Origin of the sequence: Mycobacterium sp. E2699 (assembly GCF_001666745.1) — a bacterium.
Lineage (GTDB): Bacteria > Actinomycetota > Actinomycetes > Mycobacteriales > Mycobacteriaceae > Mycobacterium.
This window is the reverse complement of record NZ_LZJH01000147.1, coordinates 46052-71478: the sequence shown is the minus strand read 5'-3', so window position 1 is coordinate 71478 and position 25427 is coordinate 46052. Positions and strand designations below refer to the sequence as shown.

19 protein-coding genes are annotated in these 25427 nt (G+C 70.2%); 11 read left to right on the top strand and 8 right to left on the bottom strand.

The genetic code is table 11. The features are described 5' to 3' along the window. The first annotated feature begins 29 nt into the window (after positions 1-29). From A5696_RS25570 to A5696_RS25555, 4 genes are all read left to right on the top strand, one after another. Complete coding sequence (locus A5696_RS25570) at positions 30-1271, top strand: MFS transporter (protein ID WP_067883830.1); 1242 nt, start codon at positions 30-32, stop codon at positions 1269-1271. Positions 1272-1389: 118 nt separating this feature from the next. After that, positions 1390-2376, top strand: coding sequence for an Ig-like domain-containing protein (locus tag A5696_RS25565; RefSeq protein ID WP_067883829.1), 987 nt, complete (start codon positions 1390-1392; stop codon positions 2374-2376). Between the two features lie 109 nt (positions 2377-2485). Further along, positions 2486-3073 carry a TetR/AcrR family transcriptional regulator gene (locus tag A5696_RS25560; protein ID WP_067883827.1) on the top strand — a complete coding sequence of 196 codons (588 nt, stop codon included), beginning with the start codon at positions 2486-2488 and terminating at the stop codon, positions 3071-3073. Continuing rightward, a complete protein-coding gene (locus A5696_RS25555; protein WP_067883825.1) occupies positions 3070-5334 on the top strand; it encodes a molybdopterin-dependent oxidoreductase in 2265 nt (754 codons plus the stop codon). Before A5696_RS25560 ends, A5696_RS25555 begins: the two co-directional genes overlap by 4 nt. Positions 5335-5379: 45 nt before the next feature. On the opposite strand, the gene A5696_RS25550 is transcribed toward A5696_RS25555, so the two are convergent. Then, complete coding sequence (locus A5696_RS25550; protein ID WP_067883824.1) at positions 5380-7365, bottom strand: M13 family metallopeptidase; 1986 nt, start codon at positions 7363-7365, stop codon at positions 5380-5382. 42 nt (positions 7366-7407) lie between these two features. Between A5696_RS25550 and A5696_RS25545 the strand changes: the two genes are divergently transcribed. Beyond that, on the top strand, positions 7408-8067 hold the full coding sequence (locus A5696_RS25545) for a hypothetical protein (protein WP_067883822.1): 660 nt from the start codon (positions 7408-7410) through the stop codon (positions 8065-8067). After that, the gene (locus tag A5696_RS25540; protein WP_067883820.1) at positions 8064-8753 is read left to right on the top strand and encodes a hypothetical protein; all 690 of its coding nucleotides are present in this window, start codon (positions 8064-8066) and stop codon (positions 8751-8753) included. The genes A5696_RS25545 and A5696_RS25540 overlap by 4 nt, the downstream gene beginning before the upstream one ends. On the opposite strand, the gene A5696_RS25535 is transcribed toward A5696_RS25540, so the two are convergent. Both A5696_RS25535 and A5696_RS25530 read right to left on the bottom strand, forming a co-directional pair. Then, on the bottom strand, positions 8754-9290 hold the full coding sequence (locus A5696_RS25535) for a hypothetical protein (protein WP_067883818.1): 537 nt from the start codon (positions 9288-9290) through the stop codon (positions 8754-8756). Then, complete coding sequence (locus A5696_RS25530) at positions 9287-12319, bottom strand: efflux RND transporter permease subunit (RefSeq protein WP_067883816.1); 3033 nt, start codon at positions 12317-12319, stop codon at positions 9287-9289. Before A5696_RS25530 ends, A5696_RS25535 begins: the two co-directional genes overlap by 4 nt. A 320-nt stretch (positions 12320-12639) precedes the next feature. Here A5696_RS25530 and A5696_RS25525 point away from each other — a divergent pair, with 320 nt between their 5' ends. Next, positions 12640-13161: a hemophore gene (locus A5696_RS25525; protein ID WP_067883814.1), complete on the top strand. Its 522-nt coding sequence runs from the start codon at positions 12640-12642 to the stop codon at positions 13159-13161. Here A5696_RS25525 and A5696_RS25520 read toward each other — a convergent pair. Continuing rightward, positions 13158-14339, bottom strand: coding sequence for a TIGR00374 family protein (locus tag A5696_RS25520; protein WP_067883813.1), 1182 nt, complete (start codon positions 14337-14339; stop codon positions 13158-13160). The genes A5696_RS25525 and A5696_RS25520 overlap by 4 nt on opposite strands. A gap of 158 nt (positions 14340-14497) precedes the next feature. On the opposite strand from A5696_RS25520, the gene A5696_RS25515 reads away from it, so the two are divergent. Then, entirely contained in the window at positions 14498-15652 is a 1155-nt protein-coding gene (locus A5696_RS25515; protein WP_067883811.1) for an AI-2E family transporter, read from the top strand. 4 nt (positions 15653-15656) lie between these two features. Here A5696_RS25515 and A5696_RS25510 read toward each other — a convergent pair whose 3' ends face one another. The 3 genes from A5696_RS25510 to trmB form a co-directional block, all read right to left on the bottom strand. Continuing rightward, positions 15657-18533 (bottom strand): MMPL family transporter, encoded by a 2877-nt coding sequence (locus A5696_RS25510; RefSeq protein WP_067883809.1) that lies wholly within the window; start codon positions 18531-18533, stop codon positions 15657-15659. Positions 18534-18597: 64 nt separating this feature from the next. After that, positions 18598-19317 (bottom strand): NYN domain-containing protein, encoded by a 720-nt coding sequence (locus tag A5696_RS25505; protein WP_067883808.1) that lies wholly within the window; start codon positions 19315-19317, stop codon positions 18598-18600. 13 nt (positions 19318-19330) lie between these two features. Next, positions 19331-20170, bottom strand: coding sequence for a tRNA (guanosine(46)-N7)-methyltransferase TrmB (trmB, locus tag A5696_RS25500; protein WP_156738589.1), 840 nt, complete (start codon positions 20168-20170; stop codon positions 19331-19333). A gap of 128 nt (positions 20171-20298) precedes the next feature. Here trmB and A5696_RS25495 point away from each other — a divergent pair, with 128 nt between their 5' ends. The 3 genes from A5696_RS25495 (at position 20299) to A5696_RS25485 (ending at position 24859) form a co-directional block, all read left to right on the top strand. Next, on the top strand, positions 20299-21345 hold the full coding sequence (locus A5696_RS25495) for a hypothetical protein (RefSeq protein WP_067883804.1): 1047 nt from the start codon (positions 20299-20301) through the stop codon (positions 21343-21345). Then, positions 21342-22853 carry a hypothetical protein gene (locus A5696_RS25490; protein ID WP_067884217.1) on the top strand — a complete coding sequence of 504 codons (1512 nt, stop codon included), beginning with the start codon at positions 21342-21344 and terminating at the stop codon, positions 22851-22853. The genes A5696_RS25495 and A5696_RS25490 overlap by 4 nt, the downstream gene beginning before the upstream one ends. Positions 22854-23029: 176 nt before the next feature. After that, positions 23030-24859, top strand: a complete 1830-nt coding sequence (locus A5696_RS25485) for a phosphoenolpyruvate carboxykinase (GTP) (RefSeq protein WP_067883802.1) — start codon at positions 23030-23032, stop codon at positions 24857-24859. A 51-nt stretch (positions 24860-24910) separates the two neighbouring features. Here the strand turns inward: A5696_RS25485 and soxR are convergent, their stop codons facing one another. After that, the gene (soxR, locus tag A5696_RS25480; protein WP_067883800.1) at positions 24911-25390 is read right to left on the bottom strand and encodes a redox-sensitive transcriptional activator SoxR; all 480 of its coding nucleotides are present in this window, start codon (positions 25388-25390) and stop codon (positions 24911-24913) included. Between the last annotated feature and the right edge of the window lie 37 nt (positions 25391-25427).

Sequence of the window (25427 nt, the reverse complement as noted above, 5' to 3'; positions counted from 1 at the left end):
CCTTGCCCGGCCGATTGCGTGCCCAACCGATGACCGCCATGACTGCCGCCACCAGCACCGCCGCGCGAACGTGGACGCCACGGGTCGCGGCGCAGCTGACCGTGCTGGCCGCCGCGGCGTTCACCTACGTGACGGCCGAACTCCTGCCGGTGGGCGCCCTGTCGGCGATCGCGCGGAACCTGCACGTCAGCGTGGTTCTGGTCGGGACGCTGCTGTCCTGGTACGCGCTGGTGGCGGCCCTGTCGACGTTCCCGCTGGTGCGCTGGACGGCGCACTGGCCGCGCCGGCGCGCGCTGGTGTTCAGCCTGGTCTGCCTGACCGTCTCGCAGCTCATCTCGGCGCTGGCGCCCAACTTCGCGGTGCTGGCCGTCGGGCGGGTGTTGTGTGCGGTGACCCACGGGCTGCTGTGGTCGATCATCGCCCCGATCGCCACCCGGCTGGTGCCGCCCAGCCATGCGGGGCGCGCCACGATGTCGATCTACGTCGGCACCAGCCTGGCGCTGGTGATCGGCAGCCCGCTCACCGCCGCCATGAGCCTGATGTGGGGCTGGCGGCTGGCCGCGGTGTGCATTACGGCCGCCGCGGCCGTCGTCACCGTGGCGGCCTGGCTGTTGCTGCCCGAGCTGGTGCTCACCGACGATCAGCTCAAATGCGTGGGTCCGCGGGCGCGGCACCACCGCAACCGCCGGCTGATCATCGTCAGCCTGATCACCATGGTCGGGGTCACGGGCCACTTCGTGTCCTACACGTACATCGTGGTGATCATCCGCGACGTCGTCGGCGTGCGCGGGCCCAATCTCGCCTGGGTGCTGGCCGCCTACGGCGCCGCCGGCGTGGTGGCCGTGGGTTTGGTGGCGCGCCCCCTGGACCGGCGGCCCCGCGGAGCGGTCCTGCTCTGCATGGCCGGCTTGACCGCCGCGTTCGTGGTGCTGACCGCGCTCGCGTTCGGCGGCGCGCCGGCGGCGGTGACCGCCCTGACGGGGACGGCCGCGATCGTCCTGTGGGGCGCGATGGCCACCGCCGTGTCGCCGATGATGCAATCCGCCGCGATGCGCAACGGGGCCGACGACCCGGACGGCGCGTCGGGCCTGTACGTGACGGCGTTTCAGGTCGGCATCATGGCCGGCTCGCTGGCCGGCGGGCTGCTCTACGAGCGCAGCGTCGCGCTGATGCTGACCGCCTCGGCGGCCCTGATGGCCACCGCCCTGGTCGCCATGGCGGCCAACCGGCAGACGCTCGACGTAGCCGCGGCAACCTCACGCAATTCATAGCTGCGCAGCTCAAGAGCGTAAACCACGTGGCGGGCCGCCCGCCTACGGCCTCGGCGGAGGTAGCTGGCCAGCTCGCTATGCCACACTGTTTCGTTAGATGGCGACTGGAGGGATGCATATGTCGAAGGGCCTCTTCGCGGCGCTGAAGGCAGCCGGAGTGGCGTCAATGCTCGGTGTGCTGGTGCTGAGCGCCGGCCCCGCGCTGGCGGACCCTGACCCCGCCCCCGGCGACCCGGGCGTCGTCGCCGCGCCTCCCGGACCGCCGTCGCCGCCGCCGGCGCCGGCCGACCCCCTGGCGGCCCCGCCACCGGCGCCATGGATGCCCTTCCCCGGTGCCGCGCCCGCGGCCGCGGGTCCCGCCGCCGGGCAGAACCCGACGGCCTTCACCGGCACCCCGCCGTTCGGTCCGCCGTCGTTCGTCCCGAAGCCCGGGTCGACGGTGGGTGTGGGCCAGCCGATCATCATCAACTTCCCCGGGACCGTCGAGGACGCGGGCGCGGCCATCGACGCCGTGCACGTGATGTCGACCCCGCCGGTGCCGGGCAAGTTCTACTGGATGACGCCGACCCAGCTGCGCTGGCGCCCGCTGAGCTTCTGGCCCGCCCACACCGCGGTGACCGTCGACGCCGGCGGCACCGTGATGAGCTTCCAGACCGGGGACACACTGATCGCCACGGCCGACGACGCCACGCATCAGCTGACCGTCACCCGCAACGGCACCGTGGAGAAGACCTTCCCGATGTCGATGGGCATGACGTCCGGCAACCACCAGACGCCCAATGGCACCTACTACGTGCAGGACAAGAAGGCGTCGGTGGTGATGGACTCCTCGACCTACGGGGTCCCGGTCAACTCGACCTACGGCTACAAGGTGACGGTCGAGGACGCGGTCCGCTTCGACAACGTCGGCGACTATGTGCACAGTGCGCCATGGTCGGTGGACGACCAGGGCAAGCGCGACGTCAGCCACGGCTGCATCAACATCAGCCCGTCCAACGCGCGGTGGTTCTTCGACAACTTCGGTCCCGGTGACCCGATCGTCGTGAAGAACTCCACCGGCGGCGACTACAAGAAGAACGACGGGTCCGCCGACTGGATGTCGTGACGGCGTAGCCGAGCAGTCACAAAAGCCCCCTTTTCGCCTACGAATGGGGGGCTTTTGCGACTGCCGGGCCCCTTTCGCGGGCCCGGGGGTTATGTATAGCATCATACATATGCGCAGCCCACGCGAGCGGATGGTGGTTTCCGCCGCGCTGCTGATCAGGGAGCGCGGCGCGCATGCCACCGCCATCTCGGACGTCCTCGAGCACAGCGGCGCGCCGCGCGGCTCGGCCTACCACTACTTCCCCGGCGGGCGGACGCAGCTGCTCTGCGAGGCCGTCGACTACGCCGGCGAGCACGTGGCCGGCGTCATCGACGAGGCCGGCGGCGGCCTGGAACTGCTGGACACGCTCATCGACAAGTACCGCCGCCAGCTCTTGGAGACTGACTTCCGCGCCGGCTGCCCCGTCGTCGCGGTCTCCGTCGAGGCCGGCGAGCAGTCCGACCGCGAGCGGATGGCGCCGGTGGTCGAGCGCGCGGCCGCGGTGTTCGACCGGTGGTCGGACCTGATCGCCCAGCGCCTCATCGCCGACGGCATCGCGCCGGACCGCGCCCACGAGCTCGCGGTGCTGACGACCTCGGCGCTGGAGGGCGCGATCCTCCTGGCCCGGGTGCGGCGCGACCTCACCCCCCTCGATGTCGTCCACCGCCAGCTGCACCGACTGCTCGTCACCGAGCTCGCCGAAGGGAACGCGCCATGACGACAACTGAAAAGACCACCACCGACTGGCAGCCCACCGCCTGCATCCTCTGCGAATGCAACTGCGGCATCGTGGTCCAGGTCGAAGACGGCCGGCTGGCCCGCATCCGGGGCGACAAGGCGCACCCCGGGTCGCAGGGCTACACCTGTAACAAGGCGCTGCGGCTCGACCACTACCAGAACAACCGCGCCCGCCTGACCGCGCCGATGCGCCGCCGCCCCGACGGAACCTTCGAGGAAATCGACTGGGACACCGCGATTGTCGAGATCGCCGAGGGGTTCAAGCAGATCCGCGACACCTACGGCGGCGACAAGATCTTCTACTACGGCGGCGGGGGTCAGGGCAATCACCTCGGCGGCGCCTACAGCGGGGCGTTCCTCAAGGCGCTAGGGTCGAGGTACCGGTCAAATGCGTTGGCGCAGGAGAAGACCGGCGAGGCGTGGGTCGACGCCCAACTGTACGGCGGGCACACCCGCGGCGAGTTCGAGCACGCCGAGGTGTCGGTGTTCGTCGGCAAGAACCCGTGGATGTCCCAGAGCTTCCCGCGCGCCCGCGTGGTGCTCAACGAGATCGCCAAGGACCCGGCGCGCTCGATGATCGTGATCGACCCGGTGCTCACCGACACCGCGAAGATGGCCGACTTCCACCTGCGGGCGCGGCCCGGAACCGACGCGTGGTGTCTGGCGGCGCTGGCCGCGGTCCTCGTCCAGGAAAACCTTTGCAACGAGGTGTTTCTCGCCCAGCACGTGCACGGCGCCGACGCCGTGCGCGCCGCGCTGCGCGACGTCCCGGTCGCCGACTACGCGCAGCGCTGCGGGGTCGACGAGGAACTGCTGCGCGCGGCGGCGCGGCGCATCGGCACCGCCGGCAGCGTCGCGGTGTTCGAGGACCTCGGGGTGCAGCAGGCGCCCAACAGCACGCTGTGCTCCTACCTGAACAAGATGCTGTGGATCCTGACCGGCAACTTCGCGAAAAAGGGCGGCCAGCACCTGCATTCGTCGTTTGCGCCGCTGTTCAGCACCGTCTCTGGCCGCACGCCCGTCACCGGTGCGCCCGTCATCGCCGGGTTGATCCCCAGCAACGCGGTGCCCGAGGAGATCCTGACCGATCACCCCGACCGGTTCCGGGCCATGATCGTCGAAAGCGCGAATCCCGCGCATTCCCTGGCCAATTCGGCCGCGTGCCGGGAAGCCTTCCAAAGCCTCGAGCTGATGGTCGTCGTCGACGTCGCGATGACCGAGACCGCCCGGCTGGCCCACTACGTGCTGCCCGCGGCGTCGCAGTTCGAGAAGTGCGAGGCCACCTTCTTCAACTTCGAGTTCCCCGCCAACACTTTCCAGTTGCGCCGGCCGCTGCTGCCGCCGTTGCCGGGCACGCTGCCCGAGCCGGAGATCTGGGCGCGGCTGGTGCGCGCGCTCGGCGTGCTCGACGATGCCGAGTTGCGCCCGCTGCACGAGGCCGCGCGGCGCGGCCGCCAGTCCTACACCGAGGCGTTCCTGACCGCGGTGGCGAGCAATCCGACGATGGCGAAACTGGTTCCGTATGTTCTCTACGAGACGCTGGGTCCGACGCTGCCCGACGGGTTGGCCGGCGCGGCCGCCGCGTGGGGGCTGGCCCAGAAGACAGCGATGGCCTACCCCGAGGCCGTGCGGCGGGCCGGCCACGCCGACGGCAACGCGCTGTTCGACGCAATCCTCGACAACCCGTCGGGCGTCACCTTCACCCGGCACGAGTACCAGGACGACTTCGGCCTGATCGGCCACGCCGACCACAAGATCGCGCTGGAGATCCCCGAAATGCTCGACGAGCTAAGGGCCTTGGCCGCGACGCCGCCCCGGCTGACCACACCGGAGTTCCCGATCGTGCTGTCGGTGGGGGAGCGGCGCGCCTACACCGCCAACGACATCTTCCGCGACCCGTCCTGGCGCAAACGCGACGCCGACGGGGCGCTGCGGGTCAGCGTCGAGGACGCGCAGGACCTCGGACTGGTGGACGGTGCACGGGCCCGCATCAGCACCGCGGCCGGCAGCGCCGAGGCGACGGTCGAGATCACCGAGACCATGCTCGCCGGGCACGCTTCCCTGCCCAACGGTTTCGGCCTGGACTACGTCGACGACGACGGCAACGTCGTCACGCCCGGTGTCGCCCCGAACGCGCTGACGTCCACCCAATGGCGCGACCCCTACGCCGGCACGCCCTGGCACAAGCACGTGCCCGCCCGCATCGAATTGTGCCGAGCAGACACAAAAATTCCCGTTTGACGGCGTGTCGCGGCGCTTTTGCGTCTGCTCGCCAGATAAGGCGGCCTAGTTCCAGATGCGGACGCGCCGCCCGGGCTCCAGGTACAGGGCGTCACCCTCGGCCACGCCGAAGGCGTCGTAGAAGGCGTCCATGTTGCGGACGACGCCGTTGCAACGGAACTCCGGCGGCGAATGCGGGTCGACCGCCAGGCGCCGGATCGCTTCCGCGTCACGGGATTTGGTGCGCCACACCTGGGCCCAGCCGTAGAACACGCGCTGCACGCCGGTGAGTCCGTCGATGACGGGGGCGGGCTCGCCGTTCAGCGACAACTGGTAGGCGAGCAGCGCAATCGACAACCCGCCGAGGTCGCCGATGTTCTCGCCCACGGTGAAGGCGCCTTGAACATGGGGCGGGCCCTGATGTTCGGCGAGTGCTCGCGGCACGTACGCGTCGTACTGCTCGATCAGCGCCCTGGTGCGGGTGCCGAACTCGGTGCGGTCGTCGTCGGTCCACCAGTCGACCAGGTTGCCGTCGCCGTCGTACTTGGCACCCTGGTCGTCGAAGCCGTGCCCGATCTCGTGACCGATCACCGACCCGATGCCGCCGTAGTTGGCGGCGTCGTCTGCCTCGGCGTCGAAGAACGGCGGCTGCAAAATGGCCGCGGGGAAGACGATTTCGTTCATGCCCGGGTTGTAGTACGCGTTGACGGTCTGCGGCGTCATGAACCACTCGTCGCGGTCCACCGGACCGCCGAGCTTGGCCAGCTCGCGGTCGTGATTGACCGCGTACCCGCGCCGGTAGTTGCCGTACAGGTCGTTGCGGTCGATCACCAGCGCGGAGTAGTCCCGCCACTTGACCGGGTAGCCGACCTTGGCGGTGAACTTCTCCAGCTTCCTCAGCGCGCGCTCGCGGGTCTGCGGCGTCATCCAGTCCAACTCGCTGATGGACTCCCGGTACGCGGCCTTGAGGTTGTCCACCAGGGCGTCGATGCGGGCCTTGGCGCCCGGCGGGAAATGTCGCTGCACGTACAGCTTTCCGACCGCGTCGCCCAACAGGCTCTCCACCAGCGACACCGCGCGCTTCCAGCGCTCGCGGATCTGCTCGGCGCCGGTCAGCAGGCGGCCATAGAACTCGAAGTCGGCGGCGACCAGCTCATCGGTCAGCCAGGACGCGCGGGCGCGGATCACCCGCCACCGCGCCCAGAGCTTCCAGTCCTCGATGTCCTCGCTGTCCCACAGCGCCGCGAACGCGGCCAGGTAATCCGGTTGGCGCACAACCACTTCCGCGAGGGCGTCGCGCGTGCTGCCCAGCGCCGCCGCCCAGCCGGCCCAGTCGAAACCGGTTGCCTCGTCCCGCAACTCGGCGAAGGCGCGCAGGTTGTAGCTCAGGTCGGCGTCGCGGCGCTTCACCACGTCCCAGTGCGCGGCCGCGAGTTTGCTCTCCAGCGCCACGATACGGGCCGCGGCGTCCGCGTGATCGCCGCCGACGACCAGGCCGAACATCCGCGCGATATGCCCCGGGTACGCGGCGAGCACGGCGGCGTGCCGCTCCTCACGGAAGTACGACTCGTCGGGCAGTCCGATCCCCGACTGCGAGAAGTGCATCAGGTAGCGGGCCGAGTTCTTGGCGTCGGTGTCCACGTAGAACGCCACGCCGCCGCCGACACCGGTGCGTTGCAGGGCGCCGAGCACCGCGGCCAGGGCGTCGGGGTCCGCGCAGTCGTCGATCAGGGCCAGTTCGTCGAGCAGCGGCGCCAGGCCGCGGCGCTCGACGGCTTGTTCGTCGAGGAAGCTGCCGTAGAGGTCACCGATGCGTTGTTCGTCGCTGCCCGCCGGGGCGCCCTGCCGGCCGGCCTCCTCGATCAGGTCGCGAACCTGTTCCTCGGCGCGGTCGAACAGCTGCCTGAACGCGCCGTCGGTCGCCCGGTCCGGGGGGATCTCGTAGTCGGCCAGCCAGCGGCCGTTGACATGGCCGAACAGGTCGTCCTGGGGGCGGGCGTTCGCGTCGACAAAGCTCAGGTCTAATCCCGATCGGATGGCCTCTACAGTCACCCCGCCATCCTGCCAGCTTCTTTTGGGTGCAACGATCGGCCCATGTCCGCCGACGCCGACGAGGTCGACTCCGAAGACGACGTCGAATCCGAGGACGACGTCGAGTCCGAAGCCGGCGCCCCGGGGCCCGGACCGGGCGGCCGCATCTTTTCCCCGTACGGCATCGCGTCGACCGTGCTGGGCGTGCTGGCGGTGGCCGCGGTGGTGTTCTGCTACCTCATCTGGTCGGCGCACCGCGACGAGCTGGGCGAGCGGGCCTATCTGACCCGCGTCATGCAGACCGCCGCCGAGTGGACCGGCGTGCTGATCAACATGAACAGCGGCAACATCGACTCGAGCTTGCAGAAGCTGCACGACGGCACCGTCGGGGAGCTCAACACCGACTTCGACGCGGCCGTGGAGCCCTACCGGCAGGTGGTGCAGAAGCTGCAGTCGCAGAGCGCCGGGCGGATCGAGGCGGTGGCGATCGAAACGGTGCGCCGCGACCCGGACACCCAGCCGGGGGGCGGCAGGCCTCCCCGGGAGGTGGTCACCACCAAGCTGCCGCCGTTCGCCAGCCGGACGGACTCGGTGATGGTGGTCGCGACGTCGGTCAGCGAGAACGTCGGGGCCAAGCCCCAGGTGGTGCACTGGAACCTGCGCCTCGACGTCTCCGACGTGGACGGCAAGCTGATGATCTCCGGGCTGGGATCCATCCGATGAGAAACCTGTGGCGGCTGCTGGCCTTCGACATCGCGGCGCCGCTGGCCGCCGTCGCCGCCCTGCTGGCGATCGGGGTGGTTCTCGGCTGGCCGGTGTGGTGGGTCGCAGGGTGCACGGCGCTGCTGGTGCTGATCGCCGAGGGCGTCGGCGTCAATTTCTGGTTGCTGCGCCGCGATTCGGTCAGCGTCGGCACCGACGACGACGCGCCGGGGCTGCGGCTGGCCGTGGTGCTGCTGTGCGCGGCGGCCCTGTGCGCGGCGGTGCTGACCGGCTATACGCACTGGACGAGGGCGGACCGCGACTTCAAGAAGGATTCCCGGGAGGTGGTGTCGGTCGCGACCGGGATGGCCGAGGCGATGGCGTCGTTCACCCCCGGCGCGCCGGCCAGCTCCCTCGACCGGGCCGCGGCGCTGATGATGCCGGAGCAGGCGGCCGCCTTCCGCGACCAGTACCAGAAGTCGAGCGCAGACCTGGCCCAGCACAACGTCACCGCCCAGGCCGCGACGCTGGCGGCCGGGGTAGAGGCCCTCGGGCCGTCGGCGGCCAGCGTGGCGGTGATCCTGCGGGTGACGCAGAACGCGCCCGGCCAGCCGCCCACACAGGTCGCTCCCGCGTTGCGGTTGACCCTGGCCAAGAAGGGCGGCACCTGGCTGGTGGCCGACGTGCGGCCGATCAACTCCCGTTGATCAGTTCGATTCGGTCGACCGCGCGGACTTGACCTTGACGAACCGGTCCGACAGCCGGCGCATCCGGATCATCAGCGCCGACGTCGGGCTGATGCTGCCGTCCAGGTAGGTGGCCAGGTCCTCGGACGACACCCCGATGCGCGACGCGAATTCCTGCTCGCCCAGGCCGGACCGGTCGATCAGCAGCCGCACGTGGCGCGCCACCTCGGCGCGTTCGTTGGCCTCCAGGTGGGTGCGGGCGCGCTCCAGCACCTCCCACAGCGCCTTGGAGATGCCGTAGGGCCGCGTCCCCTCGAGGACCTCCTCGACCTGGCGGGCCGTCCGGCCGTACGGATCGCGCTTCAGCGCGGCGGCGATGCGCTTCCAGGTCGCGATGTCACCGCCCTGCAGGGCCGAGCGGATGGCGGCCGTCGGCCAGAACTCCACCGGCTGCTCGGGGTCCTGAAAAGGTTCCGGAGGTGCCCCGTTGGGGCTGCGCCGTTCGCCTGCGGGCGGCTGGGGCGGCGGCGCCGGGCGTCGCTCGGATGCCAACGTCACCTCGCCTCCTCCAGCATCGCTACGGCCACCGACAGGCAGCGCTGCCGGACATCTTCCCAGTTTGCCCTGGCGTCGGGCTCCGACCACCCGTTGTCGCCCAAATCGGACGGATGCGGATCCGCGAGCCGGCGGACCAGCTGCGTCGCCATCCACTCCCGCCTGGGCGTTTGACACCAGTAATACCTGTCCATGCCGGAGAGCACCACCGCGGCGGTCTGCGGCTCCACGGTGTCCACCATGTCAGCAAATTCGGCGTAATCGCGGCTGCTGTTACGGCACATGATCAGGTAGCCCTTGAGCCGCAGCGCCTCCGCGCCGGTCGGGACGAGCAGGCGGTCACCGGTGGGCAGCTGCACGTTGGTGGTTTCCACCGGGCTGCGCCGCTCGTATCGCGGGGGGTCGCACTCCTCGACGCCGGTCTCCAGCGCGTCGATGGCGACCGACAGCCGTCCCCGCCACAGCGTGACGGGATGAACGGGGCGGTCCCCCGCGATCGCGCGGGCGATGCCGTTGCGCGACGCCCGGCCGACGGCCGGCTTCTTGGCGCCCGGGTGACCGTTGCTGCCGTTCCTGGCCGCCGGGCTCACGTCGGCCCCCGCCTCGTCGTCGATGTTGACCTGGTGCGGAATCTGCCCGGGGCCGAGCCCCCGGCTCCCGGCGGGGCCTTTCTCAAAGCCGGCGTGGCCCGCCGTGCCGTTGCGGCCGCAGCCGGTGAAGGCCAGCGGGTCGGCCACGCAAATGGCGTCGGGCGCAAGGTGTTTGAGCTTCGCGGCCGACTTGAGCACCATGCGCAGGTCGGCGCTGGGCGCCGCCAGCGCGGAGATGTCGTCGGGGATGACCACCACGTCGCCGAGGTCGACCTCGGGCAGCGGCCTGTCGAAGTCGACCGACGGCAAGATGCGGCGCAGCCAGTCGGGCAGCCACCAGTTCCACTGGGCGAACATCGCCATCAGCGCAGGGACCAGGACGAGCCGCACCACCGTGGCGTCCACCGCGATCGCGACGGCGCACGCCACGCCGATCTCGGCCACCAGCGGCATGCCGGCGAACGCGAAGCCGATGAACACCGCGATCATGATCAGGGCGGCGCTGGTGATCGTGCGGGCGCTGGTGCTCACGCCGTAGGCGACCGCGTCGCGGGTGTTCCCGGAGTGCAGGAAGCGCTCCCGGATGCGGGTGAGCAGGAAGATCTCGTAGTCCATCGACAGCCCGAACGTCATCGCCAGCACCAGCGGCGGGACGGTGCTGTCGATCGAGCTGATCTGGGTGAAACCCAGGCCCCGCAACCAGCCCCACTGGAAGACCATCACCAGGCTGCCGTAGGCGGCGGCGACGGACAGCAGCGTCATCAGGACGCCCTTGAACGCCAAGAACACCGAGTGGATGGAGATCAGCAGCATCACGAAGGCGATCAGCGCCACGAAGAGCAGCACGAACGGCTCGGTTTGCGACACCCGGTCGTCGAAGTCCTTGATCAGCGCGGTCGGGCCGCCGACGTCGACCCGCGCCGTGCCCGGGTCGGGCACCTTGGACAGCTGCACGCGCATCCAGCCGACGGTGTCGCGGGCCTTCATGTCCTCGGGGTCCACCGACAATACCGCCGACAGCAGTGCGCTCCCGTTGTCCTCGGCGAATTGCGGCGGCGACACCGAGACGATGTTGGGGGCCTGCGTCATCTTCTGGCGGATCGCGGCGACCGTCTGGCTGTGCTCGGGTGAGGCGGCGCCGCCGTCGGGAAAGCTGATCAGCACCCGGATCGGCCCCAGCGCGCCGGGCCCGAGCGCCTGCGCCGCCGCGCCGACCCCGGCCCGGATCTCATGCGACGAGTCGAACTGGCGCAGCAGGCTGTTGCCCAGCACCATCGATCCCGCCGGCACGGCCATCAGCAGCAGCACCACCGACGCCGCCACCGCCGACGCCCACGGGCGACGCATCACCCAGCCGATCCAGCGATTCCAGAACCGGGACTGGCTGCCCTCGGGCTGGCGCGACCAGTGGAAGAGGCGCGAGCGCTTGGCGGCCGCCCGGCCGAAGGTCGCCAGCACCGCCGGCGTCAGGGTGGCCGCCGAGAGCATCGCGACCGCGACGGCCAGGATCGCGCCGGTGGCCATCGACTTCAGCGCCGGGGTGTTGATGATGTAGATGCCGGTCAGGGAGGCGACGACGGTCATCCCCGACAGCACCACCGCCAGCCCGGAGGTGGCCATCGCGGCGTCGACGGCCTCGTTCGGCTGGCGGCCGGCGCGCAGTTCCTCGCGGAAGCGCATCAGGATGAACAACGAATAGTCGACGGCGAGCGCGATGCCGAACATCGACACCGTCGACGTCACGAACACCGACATGGTGGTGTACGTCGACAACAGGTAGACCAGGCCCATCGTGACCACGACGGTGCAGGCGCCGAGGGCCAGCGGGATGGTCGCGGCGGCCAGCGAACCGAACACCGCCAGCAGGACGATCAGGATGATCGGCAGGTTCCATTTTTCGGCGGCGGCGATGTCGTGCTTGGTGTTCGCCGCCGCCGCGGCGCTCAGTGCGCCCTGGCCGATCACGTAGAGCCGCACCCGGCCGTTGGCGGTCTGGCCCGACTGGTCGCCCCTGACACCGACCTTCCGTTGCAGCTGCTTGGCGAGGTCGCTGGTGCCGGCGTTGCGCGCGTCCAGCCGCAGCGACACCACGTACGGACGGTCGGGCTGCGGCGGTCGCTGGCCGGGGTTGGGCACCTCGGTGACGCCGGGGAACTCGCCGGCGACCTGCCGCAGCATCGCGACCGCGTCGTTGATGTCGGCGTAGCTGGCGTCCGGTCGCGGGGCCGCGACCAGCGCCAACGACGATGCGCCCTGGTCGTGGTAGAGATCCTCGAGCTGATCGTGCACGGCCAGCGACTGGGACCCGGCCACCTCGAAACCGCCGCCGGTGAGGTTTCCCGACTCCGACATCGCCAGATACACCGCGGGCACCAATGCCAGCAACCAGCCTGTGAAGACCAACCAGCGGTACTTACGCAGGCTGCGACTGACGCGCATCATGAACTGCTGGATTTCGTCACTCCCCGGGCTCTCGCGCAATGCGTGCAGGCGAGAATACCGCAGCAGCCTGTGGATTATGTCGGCTTATCTGGTTCCTGAGCTGCGCAGACACGGACGTTGCCAAGCCGCCACAAAGTCGTCGTGAACCGGTGACCAAGCGGGATGTCGGTCACACGAGGTGGCAGGGCCCTGTCGGGGATGGCAGGATGTCCGATGGCCGCGCGGGGGGAGCGGGGAACCCCGCCGGGAAAAGCCGTTCATGCCAACCGTTTGCGGGGCGTTCAGGACGCCGCGCGCCTCCGCAAACTAAGGAGTGACCCATGCTGACCGTCACCGCGACCGCGCGCCGCAGGCTGCTGGCCGGGCTGATCGCCGCCGCCGCACCCGGCGCCGCTCTCGCAGTTCTGGCCGGGCCGCCCGCGACGGGCGCCAACGACCCGTGCGCGGCCAGCGAGGTCGCCCGCACGATCGGTGCTGTCTCGAAGTCCATGGGGGACTACCTGGACTCGCATCCCGAGACCAACCAGGCGATGACGACGATGTTGCAGCAGCAGGCCGGGCCACAATCCCTCACCGGGCTGAAGTCCTATTTGGAGGCCAACCCCAAGGTCGCCGGCGACATGACGTCGCTCGCGCAGCCATTGACCAACATCTCGACGCAGTGCAAGCTGCCGATCACCATCCCGCAGGCGATGGGCATGATGCAGCAGGCACAGGGCGCGGCCGGCGGGCTGCCGGCGCTGCCCGGCAACCCCGCGGCCGCCCCGCCCGCGGCCGGCACCCCGGGCGGCACGCTGCCCGGCGTCACGATCGGCGGACCGCGACCGAATAACGTCGGCTAGAAAGCCGGCCCAACGCCGGGCTCCGGCTGCCGCTCGGGCGGCGGCAACGGGCCCTGCAGGGCGGCCTCGGTCGTGTCGAAGGCCGGGTCGTGACGCACCACGGGCAACGGACCGGTGATGGGGTCGTCGCCGTCGGAGTCGCCGCCGTTCTCGGTGCGGAACACGAAGAAGAACACCACCCAGCCGACGGCGGAGATGAGCAGCCAGCTGATCAGCCGGTAGATGAGCATCGCGGAGATGGCGTTCGGCAACGACATCCCGCTGGACACCAGGCCGGGCACGAGCACCGCCTCGACGACCAGCAGGCCGCCCGGCATCAGCGGAATGGTGCCGACCGCGCGGGCCGCCGCGTACGCGACCGTCAGCCCGGCCACCGACGCGTGGTCGCCGGCGGCGTAGGCGGCGAAGCCGAGGCAGGCCACGTCCGCGATCCAGTTGAACATCGACCAGCTGAAGGCCACGCCGAGGTCGCGGCGGCCCAGGCTCACCGATTCGAGCTGCGTGAGCGTCTCGCGCCACCGGTCCAGGCCGGTGTCGGCCGGCTTGCCCCGGACGGAGTTGAACCACGACAACACCCGGCTGCCGATGCCCTCGATCAGCTCCGGCCGCGACGCCACCGCCTGGGCCAGCAGCAGCAGCGCGACGAAGCCACCCAGCGTGAACAGCAGCGTGAACGGGTTGTTCTTGGCGCCCAGGAACAACGCGCCACCCAGGCCGAGCAGCGCCAGCCCTACCGCCTGCAGCACGCCGGACATCACCAACTGCCACGAGGCCACCACGGTCGAGGCGCCCCAGATCCGCTGCTGGCGCAGCAGGAACGTCGCCGACAGCACGGGGCCGCCGGGCAGCGTGGTGCTCAGCGAGTTGGCCGCATAGAACGCGGCCTCCGACCGCCATTGCTTGACGTGCACGCCGGCCGATCCCAGCAGGGTGCGCTGGATCTGCGCGAAGCTGTGCATCGACGCCACCGACGCCAGCACCGAGGCGATCAGCCACCACCAGTTGGCCTCGTACAGGCTCATCCAGGCCTTGGCCAGCTGATTCCAGCCGAGCGAAATCTCGACAGCAAGCACGACCGCGACGATGGCCAGGATGACCCAGCGCACCCACCAGTATCTGCCGCGCGGGGGAGCTTCACGCGTCAGTTCGAGCTTGCGGGCGGGTGCGTGGTGCGGCACGTGCTTTAGGGTAACCGCGCAGGTGGCGCGGCCCGCCGGGCGCGGCTCCGACTGTGTCAGGGTCGTTCCGGGGTCGTAACCGGATCGTGCCGGGCGGGAGGATTTCCGGGGGGATGCGGGCGCCGACCGGCTGCGGCGGCGCCCGCTAGGCTGGCCCGATGCCGGCAAACCTCGACCACGCCTCGGAGGCTGCGTCAGTCGAACCCCTGGTCCGTAAGGCCGCGGCGTGGGCCTGGCGTTTGCTCGTCATCCTGGCCGCGGTCGTCGCCCTGCTGTGGGTGGTGAAGAAGCTCGAAGTCATCGTTGTCCCGGTGTTGCTGGCGCTCATGATCAGCGCTTTGCTGGTTCCGGCGGTTGACTGGATCGACAAGAGGGGCCTGGCCCGCGGCGCCGCGGTGGCGCTGGTCCTGCTGGGCGGATTCGCCGTCTTCGGCGGCATCCTGGCGTTCGTCATCGTGCAATTCGTCTACGGCCTGCCCGACCTGACCGACCAGATCACCCACAGCATCGACTCCACCCGCCGGTGGCTGATCGAGGGTCCGCTGCATCTGCGGGGCGAACAGATCTCCAACGCGGGCAACGCCGCGACCCAGGCGCTGCGCAACAACCAGTCGAAGCTGACCAGCGGCGCGCTGGCCACCGCGGCCACCATCACCGAGCTGGTCACCGCCGCCGTGTTGGCCCTGTTCACACTGATCTTCTTCCTCTACGGCGGGCGCAACATCTGGCAGTACGTCACCAAGATCTTCCCGGTCGGCGTCCGGGACAGGGTGCGCGAGGCGGGCAACGCCGGCTACGGATCGCTGATCGGCTACGTGCGGGCCACCTTCCTGGTCGCCCTGACCGATGCGGCCGGCGTCGGGACGGGGTTGGCGATCATGGGCATCCCGCTGGCGCTGCCGCTGGCCTCGCTGGTGTTCCTGGGCGCCTTCATCCCCCTGGTGGGTGCGGTGATCGCCGGCTTCCTGGCCGTGGTGGTGGCCCTGCTGGCGAAGGGCGCGGTCTACGCGCTGATCACCCTCGGTTTGCTGGTCGCGGTCAACCAGCTCGAAGCGCATTTGCTGCAGCCGCTGGTGATGGGCCGGGCGGTGTCGATCCATCCGCTGGCGGTGGTGCTGGCCATCTCCACCGGTGGCGTGCTCGCCGGGATCGTCGGCGCCCTGCTGGCCGTTCCGACGGTCGCGTTCCTCAACAATGCGATCCAGGTGTTGCTCGCCCCGAATCCGGCCGCCGAGGCCGAAAAGCAGGCCGAGGGTGACGAGGCGGGCGTGGTCGTGCAGGCGGAACCCGACGAGCCGGGAGACGGGCCCTGAGCCCTTACAGCCGTCCCTCGCGCCGCAGCAGGTCCTGGGCGCTGACCCCCGCGCCGCCCCCGCCGCCCCGGCGACGCGGACGCGAATCGTCGCCACTGTCGCCATTGTCGCTCTGGCCGCCGTGCTCGTTGTGGCCGCGCGCGTTGAGCTGCTCGGTGGCCGCGTCGGAATCGGTGGCGCCGGACCGCATGACCGGGAGGGCGGCGGTGGGGTCGGCCGGGTCGCCGCTGTTGTCCCCGGAGTGGCTGGTGGGGACGGGGATCGCCCGGGTCTGACCGCTGGACGGGGGCGCAGGCGGCCGGGGCGCCGCCGGCCCGGTGCCGGTCGGCGCCGCGAGACGCGCCGTCTTGGCGTCGGCCGGTTGGGCCGGCCTGGCCTGCATCCGGGTGGTGTCGGCGCGGGACGGCTCGCCGGCCGGGGGTTCCTGAGCCGGCCTCGGCTCCGGGGGGCCCACCCGCGACGGCTCCAGCGCGCCCGGGTGCGTGGGGTCGTGCGGCGCGCGCGGCGTCGCGGCGACCAGGCTGGCGGCCGCGACCGGGGGCCTGGCTGGGCGCCCGTTGAGCGTGGGGCGCTTGCGCTCGTCGGGCAGGTCGATCTCGCCCAGCCCGAGCCGGTTCTGCAGGCGCCGGGCCCAGCGCGGCGCCCACCAGCAGTCGTCGCCGAGCAGCTTCATCACCGAAGGCACCAGGAACATCCGGACCACGGTCGCGTCCAGCAGCAGCGCGGCCATCAGGCCGAAGGCCAGGTATTTCATCAGCACCAGGTCGGAGAACACGAACGACGCTGCGACCACGGCGAGGACCAGCGCGGCGGCCGTGATCAGGCGGCCGGTGGTCGCGGTGCCGATCCGGATGGCCTCGGCGGTGGACATGCCGCGCTCGCGCGCCTCGACCATGCGGGAGACCAGGAACACCTCGTAGTCGGTGGCCAGGCCGAAACCCACCGCGACGACCAGCGCGATCAGCACCACCATCAGCGGTGTCGGGGTGAAGTTCAGCCACGTGGAGAAGTGCCCGTCGACGAAGATCCACGTCAGGATCCCCAGGGTGGATCCCAGCGTCAGCGCGCTCATCACCACCGCCTTGATCGGCAGCACGAACGAGCCGAACGCCAGGAACATCAACACGGTTGTGGCGCCGAGCAACAGGACCAGCATCAGCGGCGCCTTGTCGAACAGGCTGTGAATGCTGTCCTGCTCGAGCGCCGGCGTGCCGCCCACCAGCAGGGTGAGGCCCTTCGGCGGCGGTATGGCGCGCAGTTCGCTGATCTTCTTGGCGGCGTCACCGCGATTGGACAACCCGTTCTGGATGACCCGTATCGAGTCGTCTTTGGGCTGTGACGTCCCGTTCGGGCCGTTGACGCAGGGATTGCCGGCGATCGTGGGGCACGGCCGCTCCTGCCACGTCTTGTCGGTGAACCCGGTGATCGGCGCGAGCTTGTTGCGGATGTCCGCGACCTGCTGGTCGGTGACCTTGCTGCCGTTGTTGCTCTTGATGACCATCGTCAACTGCTCGGTCCGGTACCCGGGGAACAGCTTGTCGAAGTGCTCCTGCGCCAGCCGGACGGAGTTGTTCGGCGGCAGGTACTTCTCGCTCATGCCGCCGAAGGACAGGTTGCCCAGCGGGATCACCAGCAGGATCATCGCGACGGCGATGGGGATGGCGAACATCAGCGGGCGCTTCATCACGAAGTTGACCAGCTTGCCCCAGAACCCGGCCTCGACCTCCTCGCGGGTCTTGGTCTTCTGCAGCCGGTCGGCGAGCCAGTTCAGGTAGGCGCGCGACACCTTCCAGTTGCGCAGGAACGGGACGCGGAAAGCCGTCCGCACGCCCAGCGCGTCGACGTGCCGGCCGAGGATGCCCAGGCAGGCCGGGAGCAGCGTGATCGACAGGATCGCCGCAAGCCCCACCGCGGCGAAGATCGCATAGGTCAGCGAATGGACGAAGCCCTGCGGCAGCGCGAGCAGGCTGGCGCTGGACGCGATGATCAGCACCGCCGAGAAGGTGACGGTCCGGCCCGCCGTCATGACGGTTCTTCGCACGGCGGCCTCGGTGTCGTAGCCCTCGGCGATCTCCTCGCGGAACCGGCTCACCACGAAAAGCCCGTAGTCGATCGCGATACCCAGGCCGATCAGCGAGACCACCGGCTGGGCGAAATAGTGCACCGGCCCGAACATCGCGATGAACCGCAGGATGCCCAGCGCGCCCGCGATGCTCAGCCCGCCCACCATCACCGGCAGGCCGGCGGCGATCGCCCCGCCGAACACCAGGAACAGCACCACCGTCACCGCCGGCAGCGCCAGCACCTCCATGCGGCGCTGGTCGGTGGCGATGGTGCCGGTCAGGGCGTTGGCGATCGGCTCGAGGCCGGCGAGCTGGACGGTGCCGCCGTCGAGCTTCTGCAGGTCGGGCGCGATCGTCTTGTAGTTGTTGAGGATCGTGTCGTCGTCGTCGCCCTTGAGCGGGATGGACACGAAGGTGTGCTTCTTGTCCTCGGTGGCCATCCCCTTGATCAGCGGGGGCGCGTCGGCGGGGTTGGCCACCGCGAGCCAGCCCGCCCACCCGACGACCTGGTTCGGGTGGTCGTTCTTGAACTTGTTCAGCTCGTCGACGATCTTCTGGTGCCACGCCGGGTCGTCCACGGTCTTGCCGTCGGGCGCCGTGAAGGTGGCGACGATGTGGCTCGTGCGATCGCGGCCGTACGTCTGGTCGCCCAGCACCGAGGCTTTGACGGATTGGCTGCCGTCGTCGTAGAAGCCGCTCTGCGTGACGTGCTTGCCCAGGCTCATGCCGAAGACGCCGCCGCCGAGGCACAGGGCCACCATGACCCCGATCACGATGTACCGATAGCGGTACACGGTTCGACCCCACCAGGCGAACACGTAAGCTCCTTACTGGATCGCTAGCGACCCGCGCTGTGCTTCTTTCGGTTTTTTGACGCCAGTCTCACACACGCGTGGTCAACAGGGCGGACAGCGGCCGGAACGGCTGCAGCCACGCCCCCTGATCAGGCAGCGAATCCAGGCCGATCCGTGGCAACGGTTCCCGGAAAACACCGTTGATGTCTTCCAGGTCGACGAAGTCCAAGGTATCCGACGCTAGCGCCCAACTCGCGTGTTCACGAAATCCGATCACCTGCACGGCCACCCCGGCCCGCGCGATGTCCTCCAGGGGCTGGCGGAACGCCTGGCCGTCGGCGGAGGCCACCACCAGCGCCGCGAGCCCCTCCCGGTGCCGCTGCGCGATGTGGGCCAGCATGTCGCGGTCCACGTCGCTGTCCTCGTCGATCTTCGGCTTGGCGAACACGGCGAACCCCACGTTACGCAGCGCGTCCACCCACGGCCGCACGACTTCGGCGCTGCCCGGCGCGATGTTGGTGAAGACGGTCGCCTCGGGTTCGATGACCACGCCGGGCCGCCCCGAGCTGACCTCCGCGGTGCGCGCCAGCAGCCAGCGGCCGAGGGCGTCGAAACGCGGACGTTCCAGGGCCGTCGGGCGCCGGCCGAGGATGGAGCCCAGGCCCATGTCGAGGTTGGGCGCGTCCCAGACCAGCAGGACGCGGCCTGCCGGCGGTTCGAAGCTGCTCAGGCCCTCGGCGGACAGCACCGCCGGTGCGTCCAGCGGTGCCTCTTCCGGGGCCGCTGTGGTTTCTTCCGTCAGGCTCATGTCACTGCCTCTTTCAGCCTTGTGCAGCCTTTATCCAGACGAATTCGTTCACGACGCTGCCCGCTTCTTGGGCCTTGGTCTCGTACTTGGTGGTGGGCCGGGCGACCGAGATCGGCAACGCGGCGCCCGGGTCGGCACGCCGCAGCCGCGGTTCGGCGTCGCCGACCTCGGAGATCTGCTCGGCGTAGCCCTGGTGGTCGGTCGCGGCGTGCAGGACACCACCGGGGAGTAGCCGGTCGGCGATCAGGCCAATCGTGCCCGGTTGCAGAAACCGGCGTTTGTGGTGCCGGGCCTTGGGCCAGGGATCGGGAAAGAAGACCCGCACCCCGGTCAGTGAGCCCGGCTCGATCAGGCGGTCCAGCACGTCGATCGCGTTGCCGCGGATCAGCCGGATGTTGTCGACGCGCTCGCGGTCGATCGCGCTCAGCAGCTGCGCCAGCCCGCGGCGGTAGATCTCCACCGCGATCACGTCGATGTGGGGCTCGTCCTTGGCCATCGCCAGGGTGGATATGCCGCTGCCGCAACCGATTTCGAGCACCACCGGTGCGCGGCGGCCGAACCACGCCTCGGTGTTCAGCGGCTCCGTGCGCCGGGGAGCGCCCTCCGCGGGGGTGCCGACCGAGATGCCCAGTTCCGGCCAGAGCCGCTCCCACGTCTCGCGCTGGGCCCCGGAAAGCGCCGAACGCCGCGAGCGGAAGCTCGTGGCCGGGAGGTGGCGCTGATCGGGGCGGTCCCGATCGGGCGGCCCCGGGACCGCCCCCACTCCTGTCTCCAGGCCAGCCTCCGATCCCACCGGCGCGTCGGGACACGTCCCGACCCCGGGTTGCGCATGCATTTGTCCATGGTGGCCCATGAACCTCCGATGTAGCCGCCCCTGATCCAGATTGATACCCAACAGTTGCCTTCGACTGGTAACAGCCCGGTGGCTCGCATCTGGGTGACGTAGATGCCACCATTCGGTGAGGTTGAATCGGACAGGAAATGACGAGACAAGGGCACGGAATTTTCGTCGACGAGCTGCGGGCCTTTGCCGACGGCCACGCCGACCCGCGCGTGACGGTGGTCGCGAGGCGATGCGCCGCGCCGCTGCGCGTGGCCGTCGGCGGGCGCCGCGGGGTGGGCCGCCGCACGGTGGCTCGCGCCCTCGCCCTCGCCGGGCTCGCGGTGACCACGGGGGTGACCGACGCCGCCGACCTGGACGTCTATGTCACCGCCGAGGTGATCAAACCCGAGGACACCGGGGCGATCGCCGCCGCCGCGCGCCCGGTCCTGGCGGTCCTGAACAAGGCCGACCTGACCGGCTCGCTGTCCGGTCGGGCCGGCGCGGGGCCGATGGCGGCGGCGCGTTCGCGTTGCACCGAGCTGTCCGCGCGCGCGGGGGCGCCGATGGAGCCGATGAGCGGGCTGCTCGCGGTGGCCGCGGCGCGGGACCTGGACGGCGCCCTGTGGGCGGCGCTGCGGGCGCTGGCCGCCGATCCGGGCGGCGCCACCTGTCTCGACGGCTCGTTCGCCGGGTTCCTGGCCGCCGACAACCCGGTGCCGACCGCGCTGCGGGTGCGCCTGCTGGACGCGCTGGACGTGTTCGGCGTCGCGCTCGGGATCGCCGCGGCCCGGCGGGGCAGGACGCCGGCGCAGTTCCGCGCGTTGTTGCGCCGCGTCAGCGGCGTCGACGCCGTCCTGGGCAGGGTCTCGGTGCTCGGGGCCGAGGTGCGTTACCGGCGGGTGCTCCGGGCCGTCGCCGAGCTGGAGGCCCTCGCCGTGGTTGACGAAGGCATCCACGGCTTCCTGTGCAGTGACGACACCGTGGTCGCGCGCATGGCCGCCGCCGTCGAGCTGGCCGAGGCGGCGGGGCTGGAGCGCGCGACGCCCGAAGAACCGGTCGCGCACCTGCCGCGCGCCGTGCGCTGGCAGCGCTACGGCCTGGGCCCGGTGAGCGAGCTGCACCGCGCCTGCGGCGCGGACATCGCCCGGGGATCGCTGCGGCTGTGGTCGCGCGACGGCGGGCCGCTGCCCCGGGAGTCCTGTTGAACGGCGAGGACCCGGTGGACCGGGTGGACGCGCTGGTGGCGACGATCGGTCCCCGGCTGGACGCGCCCGCCATCAACCGCCGCGACGTGGTGTTGGTGACGGGCCCGTGGCTGGCCGGCGTCACCGCGGTGCTCGCCGCGCTGCGCGAACGGCTGCCACAACACAAGTTCGTCGAGTCCACGGATCTGGGGCCCGGGGACGCGCCGACCGCGGTGATTTTCGTGGTGTCCGCGGCCGCGCCGCTGAGCCCGTCCGACTGCGCGCTGCTGGACGCCGCCGCCGACCACACCGACGTCGTCGTCGGCGTGGTGTCCAAGATCGACGTCCACCGCAATTGGCGCGACGTGATGGCCGCCGACCGCGACGCCCTGGCCGCGCACGCGCCCCGGTACGGCCGGGTGCCGTGGGTGGGCGCCGCCGCCCTGCCCGACCTCGGCGACCCGGACGTCGACGACCTGGTGCAGACCGTCGCAGCGGAACTCGACGACGCCGACATCCCGCGGCGAAACCGGTTACGCGCGTGGGAATCCCGGCTGCAGACGGTCACGCGGCGGTTCGACCGGGACGCCGAGGGGGCGGGCCGGCGCGCCCGGGTCGATGCGCTGCGCGAGGAGCGCAGCGCGGCCCTGCGGCAGCGGCGGCAGTCCAGGACCGAGCGCACCATCACCCTGCGCGGCCAGATTCAGCAGGCCCGGGTCCAGTTGTCCTACTTCGCGCGCAACCGTTGTTCGTCGGTGCGAGGCGAGTTGCAGGAGGACGCCGCCGGCTTGTCCCGGGGGAGGATGGCCGGCTTCGAGGCCTACACGCGCGGGCGGGTCGACGAGGTGGTGGCCGAGGTGAGCGAGGGAACCACCACCCAGCTCGCCGACGTCGCGCAGGTGCTGGGCGTGCCGGTGGCGCTGCCGGACGTGGAGAAGCTGCCGACGATCGACGTGCCGCCCCCGCCGCTGAAATCCCGGCGGCAGGAGACGTGGCTGTTGATGCTGCTGGGCGCCGCGTTCGGGCTCGGCGTGGCGCTCACGCTCAGCCGACTGGTGGGCGGGCTGACCTCCCGGCTGAGCCCCGCGCTGGCGGTGGCCGGGGCCGCGGCGTGCGTCGCGATCGGGGTGGCGGTGACGTTCGTGGTCATCCACATCCGCGGCCTGCTGCGCGACCGGGCGTTGCTGGACCGCTGGACGGGCGAGGTGACGGCGTCGCTGCAGTCGGCGGTCGAGGAACTGGTCGCCACCCGCGTGCTGGTCGCCGAGTCCCTGCTGAGCACCGCGCTGGTCGCCCGGGACGAGGCCGAGAACGCGCATGTGGCCGAGCAGGTCAGCGCGATCGACAGCGAACTGCGCGAGCATGCCATTGCGGCGGCGCGGGCCGCCGCGGCGCGTGACCGGGAGATGCCCACCGTGCAGGCCGCGCTGGACGCCGTGCGTGCAGAACTGGGCGAACTGGGTACACCCCAACCCGAGGGCGAAAACGATGGACCAGCTTCGAGGAGCGAGAATGGCGATTCCGGGTGACGTTCGGCCCTGTTTCTGAATCGTTGTTGTGAGAAGGCTTATACCTGCCCGAGACCTCCCCGACAAGGCGATCACGATAACCTGTAGTTAACGCCACCATGTAAACAGTTGTGTGGGCGAACGCATACGCAAGCGGAAGATGCCGGTTAGCAGGCAGAAGAATTCAGGAGAGTTCGATGACTTCAGCGACCATTCCCGGTCTGGACAGCGCACCCACCAACCATCCCGGCCTGTTGGCCTGGGTGCAGGAGGTTGCCGAGCTCACGCAGCCCGACCGGGTGGTGTTCGCTGACGGCTCCGACGAAGAGTGGAAGCGGCTGACGGACCAGCTCGTCGAGGCGGGCACCTTCAAGCGGCTGAACCACAAGGAGTACCCGAACTCCTTCCTGGCGCTGTCCGACCCGTCGGACGTGGCGCGGGTGGAATCGCGGACCTTCATCTGCTCCGAGCGCGAGATCGACGCCGGACCGACCAACAACTGGATGGACCCCGCCGAGATGCGGTCCACCCTGAACGACCTGTACCGCGGCTGCATGCGCGGCCGCACCATGTACGTGGTGCCGTTCTGCATGGGCCCGCTGGGCGCCGAGGACCCCAAGCTCGGCGTCGAGATCACGGACTCCGAGTACGTCGTCGTCTCGATGAAGGTGATGACCCGGATGGGCAAGGCCGCGCTGGAGAAGATCGGCGACGACGGGTTCTTCGTCAAGGCGTTGCACTCGGTGGGCGCCCCGCTGGAGCCGGGCCAGCAGGACGTGCCGTGGCCCTGCAACGACACCAAATACATCACCCACTTCCCGGAGACCCGCGAGATCATGAGCTACGGCTCCGGCTACGGCGGCAACGCCCTGCTGGGCAAGAAGTGCTACTCGCTGCGCATCGCGTCGGCGATGGCCCACGACGAGGGCTGGCTCGCCGAGCACATGCTGATCCTCAAGCTGATCTCCCCGGAGAACAAGGCCTACTACTTCGCCGCGGCGTTCCCGTCGGCGTGCGGCAAGACCAACCTCGCCATGCTGCAGCCGACAATCCCGGGCTGGCGCGCCGAGACGCTGGGTGACGACATCGCCTGGATGCGGTTCGGCAAGGACGGCCGGCTGTACGCGGTCAACCCCGAGTTCGGTTTCTTCGGGGTGGCGCCGGGCACCAACTGGAAGTCCAACCCCAACGCCATGCGCACGATCGCCGCGGGCAACACCGTGTTCACCAACGTCGCGCTCACCGATGACGACGAGGTGTGGTGGGAAGGCCTGGAGGGCGAGCCGGATCACCTGATCGACTGGAAGGGTCACGACTGGTACATCCGCGAGACGGAAACCAAAGCCGCGCACCCGAATTCGCGGTACTGCACGCCGATGTCGCAGTGCCCGATCCTGGCGCCGGAGTGGGACGACCCGCAGGGCGTGCCGATTTCGGGCATCCTGTTCGGCGCCCGCCGCAAGACCACGGTGCCGCTGGTGACGCAGGCGCGCGACTGGCAGCACGGCGTGTTCATGGGCGCCACCATGGGCAGCGAGCAGACGGCCGCCGCCGAGGGCAAGGTCGGCACCGTGCGCCGCGACCCGATGGCCATGCTGCCGTTCCTGGGCTACCACGTCGGCGACTACTTCCAGCACTGGCTGGACCTGGGCAAGAACTCCGACGAGTCCAAGCTGCCGAAGGTGTTCTTCGTCAACTGGTTCCGCCGCGGCGACGAGGGTCAATTCCTCTGGCCGGGCTTCGGCGAGAACAGCCGGGTGCTGAAGTGGATCGTCGACCGCATCGAGCACCGGGCCGGCGGCAAGGAGACGCCGATCGGCATCGTGCCGACCGCCGAGGACCTGGACCTCGACGGCCTCGACGTGGACGACGCCGACGTCGAGCGGGCGTTGCTGGTCAACGCCGACGAGTGGCGGCAGGAATTGCCGCTGATCGAGGAGTGGTTCGAGTTCGTCGGCGAGAAGCTGCCCACCGGGGTCAAGGACGAGTTCGAGGCCCTCAAGCAGCGGCTGGCCGAGTCGAGCTAAGCCCCGCGAGCAGACGCAAAAGCCCCCATTCCGTCGCGGAATTGGGGGCTTTTACGTCTGCTCGGCAGACGGTATCGCCTGCCGCCGCAGCGATTTCGGCAGGTACACCGCTCCCGCGCCGGCGCCCGCCGCAGCGTCGCCCGGGTTGGAGATCGCGCAGCGCCTCAGTGACAGGCAGCCGCAGCCGATGCACGAATCGAGGTTGTCGCGCAGCGCGATCAGCCCGGCGATCTGGTCGTCGAGGCGCGTACGCCACGTTCGGGACAACCGGGCCCAGTCGGCCCGGGTGGGGGTGCGGCCGTCGGGGAGTTCGGCGAGCGCCGAGGCGATCTCGTCTAGGCTCAGGCCGACGTTTCGGGCGGCCTTGATGAAGGCCAGCCGGCGCAGCATCTGGCGTTCGAATCGGCGCTGACCGCCCGAGGTCCGGGTGGCCGTGATCAGGCCCTGGCCCTCGTAGAACCGGATCGCCGAGGCGGCGAAGCCGCTGCGGCGCGCGATCTCGCTGACGGTGAACAGATCCCGCTTGTCCATCTGACCCTCTTCGGAATTGCGGACTTGACTTAAAGTT